The sequence below is a fragment of the Streptomyces thermovulgaris genome (assembly GCF_002155915.1).
GTDB classification, from domain to species: domain Bacteria; phylum Actinomycetota; class Actinomycetes; order Streptomycetales; family Streptomycetaceae; genus Streptomyces; species Streptomyces thermovulgaris.
Genome location: NZ_MUME01000191.1, coordinates 1 through 10572 on the forward strand (window position 1 = coordinate 1; position 10572 = coordinate 10572).

The 10572-nt window shown below is 73.8% G+C and carries 9 protein-coding genes; 1 reads left to right on the forward strand and 8 read right to left on the reverse strand.

Annotated elements, in window-relative coordinates; all coding sequences use genetic code 11:
- Positions 1 to 314 precede the first annotated feature (314 nt).
- The 8 genes from CCN35_RS16430 to hrcA form a co-directional block, all read right to left on the reverse strand.
- Entirely contained in the window at positions 315 to 1223 is a 909-nt protein-coding gene (locus CCN35_RS16430) for a ribonuclease Z (RefSeq protein ID WP_067390012.1), read from the reverse strand.
- 23 nt (positions 1224 to 1246) lie between these two features.
- Positions 1247 to 1600, reverse strand: coding sequence for a histidine triad nucleotide-binding protein (locus CCN35_RS16435; protein WP_067390009.1), 354 nt, complete (start codon positions 1598 to 1600; stop codon positions 1247 to 1249).
- 112 nt (positions 1601 to 1712) lie between these two features.
- A complete protein-coding gene (locus CCN35_RS16440) occupies positions 1713 to 4949 on the reverse strand; it encodes a S41 family peptidase (protein ID WP_067390008.1) in 3237 nt (1078 codons plus the stop codon).
- 85 nt (positions 4950 to 5034) lie between these two features.
- Entirely contained in the window at positions 5035 to 5589 is a 555-nt protein-coding gene (locus CCN35_RS16445) for a hypothetical protein (RefSeq protein ID WP_236560553.1), read from the reverse strand.
- 200 nt (positions 5590 to 5789) lie between these two features.
- Positions 5790 to 6530, reverse strand: a complete 741-nt coding sequence (locus CCN35_RS16450) for a 16S rRNA (uracil(1498)-N(3))-methyltransferase (protein ID WP_086793289.1) — start codon at positions 6528 to 6530, stop codon at positions 5790 to 5792.
- A complete protein-coding gene (locus tag CCN35_RS16455) occupies positions 6527 to 7615 on the reverse strand; it encodes a nitronate monooxygenase (protein ID WP_086793291.1) in 1089 nt (362 codons plus the stop codon). Before CCN35_RS16455 ends, CCN35_RS16450 begins: the two co-directional genes overlap by 4 nt.
- A gap of 255 nt (positions 7616 to 7870) precedes the next feature.
- Positions 7871 to 9010 carry a molecular chaperone DnaJ gene (dnaJ, locus tag CCN35_RS16460; protein ID WP_067389996.1) on the reverse strand — a complete coding sequence of 380 codons (1140 nt, stop codon included), beginning with the start codon at positions 9008 to 9010 and terminating at the stop codon, positions 7871 to 7873.
- Entirely contained in the window at positions 9011 to 10027 is a 1017-nt protein-coding gene (gene hrcA, locus CCN35_RS16465; protein WP_067389993.1) for a heat-inducible transcriptional repressor HrcA, read from the reverse strand.
- A gap of 139 nt (positions 10028 to 10166) precedes the next feature.
- On the opposite strand from hrcA, the gene CCN35_RS16470 reads away from it, so the two are divergent.
- Positions 10167 to 10572 (forward strand): MBL fold metallo-hydrolase (locus tag CCN35_RS16470; protein ID WP_143631590.1); only part of this gene is annotated, 406 nt, incomplete at its 3' end.

The window sequence follows — 10572 nt, forward strand, 5'->3', positions numbered from 1 at the left end:
GGGGGTGGGGGTCGGCATGGGGTGCTCCGAGGACGTACTCCCGGTCCTCCGGGCACTCCGGTTCCTCTCCGGTGAACGTGCTGGACGGGGTCACGGTGTGCTCCCTGACATGGTGCGGGTCCGGCCAGTGTGCACCAGAGCACCGGCGGCGTGTCGACTCCGTCCGGCGCGGGACGCGCGGGCTCCGCCGTCCGCCGTCGGGAAGCGGCACCGGCCGGGCCCGGCGGCCTGCGCCGTCCGGCCCGGGCCCGGGGTGTCCCCGGTCAAGGCGCGTCCGGCCCGGGCAGGGGGCGCCGGGCCGCCGTGCGGCCCGGTCAGCGGCGTTTGGGCACCGGTATCCGCTGCAGGTCCCGGGCCACGGTCAGCTCCCCGTCGAAGCCGGCCGCCCGCGCCTGCCGCTCGAACTCCTCCCCGGCGCCGTCGTAGCGCTGGCTGAAGTGGGTGAGGACGAGGTGCCGCACCCCGGCGTCCCGGGCCGCGCGCGCCGCCTGTCCCGCCGTCAGATGTCCGTACTCGACGGCCAGTTGCCTGTCCTCGTCGAGGAAGGTCGACTCGATGACGAGCAGGTCGCAGCCCTCGGCGAGCGCGTGCACCCCCTCGCACAGCCGGGTGTCCATGACGAACGCGAACCGCTGTCCGCGCCGCACCTCGCTCACCGCCTCCAGCGGCACCCCGTTCAGGGAGCCCTCCCGCAGCAGACGGCCCACGTCCGGGCCCTCGATGCCGTGCGCGGCCAGCCGGTCGGGCAGCATCCGGCGTCCGTCGGGCTCGACGAGCCGGTAGCCGTAGGACTCCACCGGGTGGGAGAGGCGGCGGGCCTCGAGGGTGTACGCCGGGGTCTTCACCAGGACCCCGGCGGCGTCGACCGGGGCCTCGGTGAGCCGGACCGTCTCGCGGTAGGCGGTGGCGTACCGCAGGCGCTCGAAGAAGTGCCGGCCCGAGCGCGGGTAGTGCGCGGTGACCTCGTGCGGCACCCGGTCGAGGTTGATGCGCTGGATCACTCCGGCCAGGCCGAGGCAGTGATCGCCGTGGAAGTGGGTGACGCAGATCCGGTTCAGGTCGTGCGCGGCGACCCCGGCGCGCAGCATCTGCCGCTGGGTGCCCTCGCCGGGGTCGAACAGGATGCCCTCGCCGTCCCAGCGCAGCAGATAGCCGTTGTGGTTGCGGTGCCGGGTCGGGACCTGGCTGGCGGTGCCGAGGACGACCAGTTCACGAACGGACATGACGCGGCCTCACCCGACGCGGCTCATCCCGGGGGCCACTGCAGGCCGCGGCCGCCGAGGACGTGGGCGTGGGCGTGCCAGACGGTCTGGCCGGCGCCGGAGCCCGTGTTGAACACGATGCGGTAGCTGTCCAGCTTCTCCTCTTCGGCGACCGCCTGCGTCTCGCGCAGGACGTCCGCGGCGACGTCCGGGGCGGCGGCGGCCAGGGCGGCGGCGTCCTTGTGGTGCGCCTTGGGGATCACCAGAACATGGGTGGGCGCCTGGGGGTTGATGTCGCGGAAGGCGAGGGTGGTGTCCGTCTCGCGGACGACCGTCGCGGGGATCCTGCCCGCGACGATCTTGCAGAACAGGCAGTCGTCCTGGGGTTCCCCAGCCATGCGGTGCCTCCTGGATCGATCGAGTACGGGGGTCATGGTAGTCATCGGCGCCGGCGCACCCCGCACGGTCCGGTGGGGGGTGCGCCGGCGCGCGCTCACGGGGCGGCCGCGGTCACGGCAGCTCCGGCGGGGTCTTCGCGGGGGTCGTCTCCAGGGCCTCCAGCGCGATGCGGACGGCCGCGTCCAGCTGCGCGTCCCTTCCCGCCGCGTAGTCCTGCGGGCGCTGGACGACCTCCACGTCCGGCTCCACCCCGTGGTTCTCCACGCCCCATCCGTATCCCTCCAGCCAGAACGCGTATTTCGGCTGGGTGATCAGGGTGCCGTCGACCAGGCGGTAGCGGCTGTCGATGCCGATGACGCCGCCCCAGGTGCGCGTGCCGACGACCGGTCCGATGCCCAGCGCCCTGATCGCCGCGTTGACGATGTCGCCGTCGGAGCCGGAGAACTCGTTGGCGACGGCGACGACCGGGCCCCGGGGGGCGTCCAGGGGGTAGCTGTCCGGCTTCATGCCGCGCGGCAGGTCCCAGCCGACGATCCGCCGGGCCAGCTTCTCCACCACGAGCTGGGAGGTGTGGCCGCCGCGGTTCTCGCGGACGTCCACGATCAGGCCCTCGCGGGCGACCTCGACCCGCAGGTCGCGGTGGATCTGCGCCCAGCCGGGGGCCTGCATGTCCGGCACGTGGAGATAGCCGAGCCGGCCGCCGGACTTCTCGTGGACCCAGGCCCGGCGGTCGGCGACCCAGGCGTGGTAGCGCAGGGGTTCCTCGTCGGCGATGGGGATCACGACCGCGTGCCGCAGACCGCCGCCGCCGGCGGGCGAGATGGTGAGCTCCACCGGTTTGCCCGCCGTGCCGACCAGCAGCGGGCCGGGTCCGGTCACCGGGTCGACCGGCCGGCCTCCGACGGCGACGATCGCGTCCCCGGCGCGCACCGCGACGCCGGGAGCGGCGAGCGGGCTGCGCGCGTCCGGGTCGGAGGTCTCCGAGGGCAGGATCCGGTCGATGCGCCAGCTGCCGTCCTCGTGCCGGGAGATGTCCGCGCCGAGCAGTCCCTGCCGGGGTCCGCGGTCGTGGCCGACGGGGACGACATAGGCGTGCGAGGTGCCGAGCTCGCCGTGCACCTCCCACAGCAGGTCGACCAGGTCGTCGTGGGTGGCGATGCGGTCCAGGACGGGCCGGTAGCGCTCGAGGACGCCGTCCCAGTCGACGCCGCCCATGTCGGACCGCCAGAAGTGGTCCCGCATGATGCGGCCGGTCTCCTCGTACATCTGCCGCCACTCGGCGGCAGGTTCGACGGTCTGCCGGATCCGGCCGAGGTCGACGGTGACATGGGAGTCGCCGTCCTCGTCGCCCGAGGCGCGCCGGTCGCTGGGGACGACCTTGAGCTTGCCGTCGGTCCACAGCAGCACGCGCTTGCCGTCGCCGCTGACCTCGAAGTGGTCGGCGTCCGAGGCCAGCTGCTCGAGACGCTGCTGGACGAGGTCGTAGCGCTCCAGCTCGGTCTTGGGGTCGGGGTCGTCGTCCGTGGCGCGGGAGGCGCCGAGGACGCCGCGCACCGGGTGTCTGAGCCAGAGCACGCCGTCCTTGGCCGTGCGCAGGTTGGAGTAGCGGGCGGCCTCGACCGGGAAGGGCACGATGCGGTCGGCGAGCCCTTCGATGTCGATGCGGGTCGTCGGGGCGCCCTCGCTGTCGGGGGTCTCCTCCTTGTCGGGGGCCTCGAAGGGCCGGCCGTGCCGCTGCGGGCCGAACGGGGAGGGCGTGGTCGCGGCCAGGGGGATCAGATACGGACGGGTGCCGTCGACGAAGGCCAGGTCGAAGACGTGTTCGTCGTAGACGGGGTCGAAGGAGCGCTGGGAGAGGAAGACGAGGTGCTTGCCGTCGAGGGTGAAGGCCGGGGCGTAGTCGCGGAAGCGCAGCGGGGTCGCCTCGGTGACCGACAGGTCGGTGGTGTTGGCCAGGCGCAGCTGGCTGAGCGGACGCGGCCCGGGGTGCGACCAGACGAGCCAGGCGGAGTCGGGCGAGAAGGCGAGGCCGTCGACGTCGCCGTACTCGCTGCGGTCGACCTCGCGGACCTCGCCGGTCTCGCGTTCGACGAGCAGCAGCCGTCCGTCGTGCGAGGCGACGGCCACCCGGGCGCCGTCGGGGGACACGGCGAGTTCCAGGACCCGGCCGAGCTGCCCGGCGCCCAGCCGGCGCGGGGTGGCGCCGGGGGCGAGGCCGGTGGCGGGCGCGAACTCCAGGGCGTCCTCGCCCTCCGCGTCCGTCACCCACACCACCCACTCCTCGCCGTCGGCGCGGAAGGTGCGCGGCAGCCGGTTGCGCACACCGGGTTCGGCGGCGAGCGCCCGGGCGGGGCCGGAGCGGTGGGTGATCCAGTGGACGGAGCCGCGCACCGAGACGGCGCTGCCGCGCGCGGTGTGGTCGGGAGAGGCGGAGCCGAACCAGCGGGAGGCGTTGACCGGGCGGGGCCGCAGGTCGGTGCGGGGGCCGCCGAGCCGGATGTCGATCCGGCGCGGCTCGGCGCCGTCGAGGTCGTCGAGCAGCCACAGTTCACCGGCGCTGGAGTAGACGACCCGGCTGCCGTCGGTGGCGGCGTGCCGGGCGTAGAAGCCTCCTCCGCTCCCGGCCCCGTCCGGGCCCGGGGAGTCCCCGAGGGGGGTGTGGCGGCGCAGGTCGGAGCCGTCCGCGAGGGAGGAGTACAGGGCACCGGTGCCCTCGTGGTCGGACAGGAACGCGATCCGGTCCCCGACCCACAGCGGGTACTCCAGGTTGCCGTCCAGTTCCTCGTGCAGCCGTACGAACTCGCCGTCGCCTTCGCGGTCGATCCACAGCTTGCCCGCCGTGCCGCCCCGGTACCGCTTCCACCAGGCCGCCTCGCGGCCCATCGTCGCGGACAGCAGCACGGTGTGCGGGCCGTGGGCGACGCCGCCGACCGGCCCGTACGGCAGGGTGGTGGCCGGTCCGCCGTCGAGCGGGACGGCGTGGGCCCAGGTGCGGCGCAGGCTCGCCTGGCCGTGGGCGCTGATCACGAGGACCTTCCCGTCGGGGGTCCAGCCGAGCACCTGGGTCCTCCAGTTGCCCCAGTGGGTCAGACGCCGGGCGGGGCCGCCGTCGACGGGGGCGACGTACACCTCGGGGGCGCCGTCCCGGGTGGAGGTCCAGGCGACGGTGGTGCCGTCGGGCGAGATGCGGGGATGGTTCACCGGCACGTTGTCGGCGCTGACCCGCCAGGCCCTGCCGCCCTCCAGCGGCGCGAGCCACACGTCGTCCTCGGCGGTGAAGGCGACCAGCTCGCCGTGCGGATGCGGGAACCGAAGATACGCAGACGAAGACGTTACGGACTGAGTCACTCGATCACCCTACGCAGCGGCGGCGTCCGCCGACAGGGGGCGAAGGCGCATTCACTCTCCGCACGTCACGCCGTGGGAGCCGGGCTCACTTGCCCTGGACGGGCCCGCAGGCGGGGTTGTCCGGGCACCAGATCGTCCGGGTGACGGTCACCGTGACCGTCGGGCCCGGCTGCCCGGGGGCGGGACGGCGGGTGACGGGCGGCTGGTGCGTCGGCCGGGCCGTGGCCTCGCAGTTGCCGAGGCCGCTGACGCGGAACAGCTCCTTCCCGCCCACCTCGGCGACCAGGTTCCCGCGTACGCAGGCGCCGTCGACGGCCCGGGTGACCTCCCCGGTGACGGTGATCTTCCGGCCGTCCCTCGTCTCCCCCCGGCAGTCGACGGTGACCACGGCGTTCCCGGACGCCGACGACGTGCGCGCCCCGTCGCCGTGGCGGCCCGTGCAGTCGAGCCAGCGCACGGACGTGTTCTGCCGGTTCAGCTCCGCGGTGGCCGTCCTGTCGGTCGTGTACGCCACCGACGCGGTGTTCAGCCCGCCGGGATCGCATGCGACGACACCGCCCACGGCGCCCGCCGCGAGCACCGCCCCGGCCATGATCCGCCGCCTGCGCGGCAGGTGCGGAATCCTCCCCGGTCCCCTCATGTCCGGCAGCGTGCCACCGCCGGGCCCGAGGCGGTAGAGCGCATATGGCCACGCCTGTCGCGTGCGCCCGCGCCCTCATGGGCGTCCACGGCGCCGCACGGCGCACCGGTGCCCCTCCGGGCGACCGGGGTGCGCCCGTCGCACCCGGATCCCGCGCCGTCCGCGCCCCGCCGGCACGGGGCGGGGGCGGTGGCCGCCGGTCAGGACCAGCGGCCCGTGCGGCCCAGGAGCAGAGCGGTGGCCGCCGTGCCCGCGGTCGAGGTGCGCAGCACGGTGCGGCCGAGGACGTACGCCTTCGCGCCCGCCTCCCGGAAGAGTTCCAACTCCTCGGGGGAGACGCCGCCTTCGGGGCCGACGACCAGCACGATCTCGCCCTCGGCGGGGAGTTCGGCGGTGGCCAGGGGTTCCTCGCCGGTCTCGTGGAGCACGGCGGCGAAGTCGGCCTTGGCCAAAAGTGCGGCGACCTGCCGGGTCGTCGCCGCGTCCGCGATCTCGGGGAAGCGGACCCGGCGGGACTGCTTGCTCGCCTCGCGGGCGGTCGAGCGCCACTTGCCGAGCGCCTTCAGGCCCCGCTCGCCCCGCCACTGCGTGATGCAGCGGGACGCGGACCACGGCACGATCGCGTCGACGCCGACCTCGGTCATCGTCTCCACGGCGAGTTCGCCCCGCTCGCCCTTGGGAAGGGCCTGGACGACGGTGATGCGGGGCGACGGGGGCGGTTCCTCGGCCGGGTCCGCCAGGTCGGCGACCACCAGCCGGTCCTTGCCCTCGGCGGCCTTCACCACGCCCTCGGTCCAGCGCCCCCGGCCGTCGGTGAGGACCACGTCCTCGCCCGGCCGCAGCCGCCTGACCGTGACCGCGTGCCGTCCCTCGGGGCCGTCGAGCACGAACTCCGTCCCGATGCCGTCGAGCCGGTCGACGACGAACACCGGCGCGGTCATCGCGCGCCACCTCCCGTCCCCGGACGGGCCGCAAGCCCCGTCCTGGCCGCGTCGTACTCGGTCATCAGCTCCTCCACCAGCCGTCCCGCGTGCACCTCACGGGCCATCCGGTGGCCCTGCCCCGCCCACAGTGCCATGCCCTGCGCGTCGCCCGCCCGGGCGGCCGCCCTGCGCAGGGGGGCGGTGAGGTGGTGGACCTCCGGGTAGGCGGCGGGCGCGTACGGGCCGTGCTCCCGCATGAAGCGGTTGACCAGTCCGCGGGCCGGCCGTCCGGTGAACGCCCGGGTCAGCTCCGTGTGCGGGAACAGCGGGTCGGTCAGCGCCTGCTTGTGCACGGGGTACGCCCCGGACTCGGGGGTGGCGAGAAAGGCCGTGCCGAGCTGGGCCGCGCTCGCGCCGGCCGCGAGGACGGCGGCGATCTGGCTGCCGTGCATGATGCCCCCGGCCGCGACGACCGGGATGTCCACCGCCTCGTGGACCTGGGCGACGAGCGACAGGACGCCGAGCCCGGCCCCGTCGTTCTCCGGCAGGTCGCGGTGGGTGCCCTGGTGGCCTCCGGCCTCCACGCCCTGGGCGATCACCGCGTCCGCGCCCGCCCGGTCCACGGCGAGCGCCTCCTCGACGGTGGTGGCGGTGGCGAGGACGAAGGTGCCGACCCGGTGCAGCGCGTCCACCACCTCGCGGTCGGGCACCCCGAAGTGGAAGGAGACCACCGGCACCGGGTCGTCCAGCAGGACGGCGAGTTTGGCGTCGTAGCCGTCGTCGTGGCCGCTCCTGGGGTCGCCCAGCTCGGTGTCGTACCACTCGGCCTCGCCGGCCAGCTGCTGGGCGTAGAGGTCGACGGCGCCGGGCTCGGCGCTCTCCGGCTGCGGCATGAACACATTGACGCCGAAGGCACGGCCGGTCAGCCCGCGCAGCTGCTTGATCTCCTGATACATGCCGTCCGCGGTCTTGTACCCGGCGGCGAGGAATCCCAGCCCGCCCGCGTCGGACACCGCGGCGGCCAGCCCCGGCACCGAGGGCCCGCCCGCCATGGGCGCCTGCACGATCGGGTACGGGAAGAGATCGGTCAGTGCGGAGGACATGACCGCATGGTGTCACGTCCTCCGCACACGTCCGCATCCGGGCACCCTTCGGCGCACACCGGGGGAAACCCCTCCGAACCATGCCGGGGACACCCTTCCGGGACCGGCTCCGGCGCCCGCCGGACACGCCCCTCGGCCGCGGGCGGCCGCGGGCACCCGGACACCGCGGGTGATCACGGGAATGGTCGCTGCCGACCGGGCCTGCTGCCTCCGCCGCGGGGGCGGCCCGGTTCCCGGCCGGGCTCCGCGCTCGCGTCAGCGCCCGTTGAACGCGTCCTTCAGCCGTGCGAACAGCCCCTGCTGTCCCGGCTGGAACTGCCCCTGCGGGCGCTCCTCGCCGCGCAGCTTGGCCAGCTCGCGCAGCAGGCGCTCCTGCTCGGGGTCGAGCTTGGTCGGGGTCTGCACCTCGACGTGCACGATGAGGTCGCCGCGTCCGCCGCCGCGCAGATGCGTGACACCCCGGCCGCGCAGCGGGATCGACTGGCCCGACTGGGTGCCCGGACGGATGTCGACCTCCTCCAGACCGTCCAGCGTCTCCAGCGGCACCTTGGTGCCGAGGGCCGCCGCGGTCATCGGGATGGTGACCGTGCAGTGCAGGTCGTCGCCGCGCCGCTGGAACACCGGGTGCGGCAGTTCCTGGATCTCGACGTAGAGGTCGCCGGCGGGGCCGCCGCCGGGGCCGACCTCGCCCTCGCCCGCGAGCTGGATGCGGGTGCCGTTGTCCACACCGGCCGGGATCTTCACGGTCAGCGTGCGGCGGGCGCGGACACGGCCGTCACCGGCGCATTCCGGGCACGGGGTGGGCACCACCGTGCCGAAGCCCTGGCACTGGGGGCAGGGGCGGGAGGTCATGACCTGGCCGAGGAAGGACCGGGTGATCTGGGAGACCTCACCGCGGCCGCGGCACATGTCGCACGTCTGGGCGCTGGTGCCGGGGGCCGCGCCCTCGCCGTTGCAGGTGTTGCACACGACGGCCGTGTCGACCTGGATGTCCTTCGTCGTGCCGAAGGTCGCCTCGTCCAGCTCGACCTCGATGCGGATCATCGCGTCCTGGCCCCGGCGTGTGCGCGAACGCGGTCCGCGCTGGGACGCCGTGCCGAAGAACGCGTCCATGATGTCGGAGAAGTTCCCGAAGGCACCCGCTCCGAAGCCGCTGCTCGCACCGGCGCCGGAGGACTGCGAGAGCGGGTCGCCGCCGAGGTCGTAGACCTGCTTCTTCTGCGGGTCCGACAGCACCTCGTAGGCGGCGTTGATCTCCTTGAACCGCTCCTGGGTCTTCGGATCCGGATTGACGTCCGGGTGCAGCTCGCGCGCGAGCCGCCGGAAGGCCTTCTTGATCTCTTCCTGCGACGCGTCGCGACGCACGCCGAGAACGGCGTAGTAGTCCGTGGCCACCTACGACTCCGCCAGGATCTGTCCGACGTACCGTGCCACTGCGCGTACTGCTCCCATCGTTCCCGGGTAGTCCATGCGGGTCGGTCCGACCACGCCGAGCTTGGCCACTGCCTCGCCGCCCGAACCGTAGCCGACCGACACGATGGACGTGGAGTTGAGTCCTTCGTGGGCGTTCTCGTGACCGATGCTCACGGTCATGTCCGTGCTCTTCGTCTCGCCGAGCAGCCTCAGCAGGACGACCTGCTCCTCCAGCGCCTCCAGGACCGGCCGGATGGTGAGCGGGAAGTCGTGCGCGAAGCGGGTCAGGTTGGCGGTGCCGCCGATCACCAGCCGCTCCTCGTTCTCCTCGACGAGCGTCTCCATCAGCGTGGACAGCACCGTCGAGACGGTTCCGCGGTCGTCGACCTCGAAGCTCTCGGGCAGGTCCTCCACCAGCTGCGGGACGTCCCGGAAGCGGCGGCCGGCGATCCGGCTGTTCAGCCGCGCCCGCAGATCGGCCAGGGAGGTCTCCCCGAAGGGGGCGGGGCAGTCGATCACCCGCTGCTCGACCCGGCCGGTGTCCGTGATCAGCACCAGCATCAGGCGGGCGGGCGCAAGCGACAGCAGCTCCACGTGCCGCACGGTCGAACGGGTCAACGACGGGTACTGCACCACGGCGACCTGCCGGGTCAGCTGCGCGAGCAGTCGCACCGTGCGGGCCACCACGTCGTCGAGGTCGACGGCGCCGTCGAGGAAGTTCTGGATGGCACGCCGCTCCGGCGCGCTCATCGGCTTGATCTCGGCCAGCTTGTCGACGAACAGGCGGTACCCCTTGTCGGTGGGGATACGTCCGGCACTGGTGTGCGGCTGGGCGATGTAGCCCTCTTCCTCCAGGGCCGCCATGTCATTGCGGACCGTGGCCGGCGAGACGCCGAGGTTGTGCCGCTCGGTCAGGGCCTTGGAGCCGACCGGCTCCTCAGTGCCGACGTAGTCCTGGACGATCGCGCGCAATACCTGAAGTCTCCGCTCGCTGAGCATCGCGCACACCTCCAGAAGTCGTTGGTCGGCTTCCCCGCTTGGCACTCGACGCGTAAGAGTGCCAGCTTTACTCGCACAGTGTACGGCTGCCGGGTATACCCCGGGCAAGGCGGTTGCGCCTTGGCACTAGCGTCTCCCCATGAGCGTGACGTGGGAAGAGTCGGGATGGGAACGGCTGGCGGACGGCGTCGGGCGCGTACGTCTTCCGGGGTGGGACTGCACCGTCGGGCTGGTGGTCGGGGCGGACCACGTACTGCTCGTGGACGCGGGGTCGAGCCTGGCGGAGGGCGCACGGCTGCGCGCGCAGGCACGCGGGCTGGCCGGCGGCGATGTGACGCTTCTCGCGCTGACCCATCCGCACTTCGACCATGTCTTCGGGGCGGCGGCGTTCACGGGTGCGGAGATCCTCGCCGCCGAGGGCTCCCGCGCGGTGTACGGCGGGGCGGAGGGCGCGCGTGCCGAGCTGCGCGCGGACGCGGTGCGCCACGGGCTGGACGCACGGGCGGCCGAGGAGGCGGCGGACGCCCTGGTGCGCCCCGGGCGCG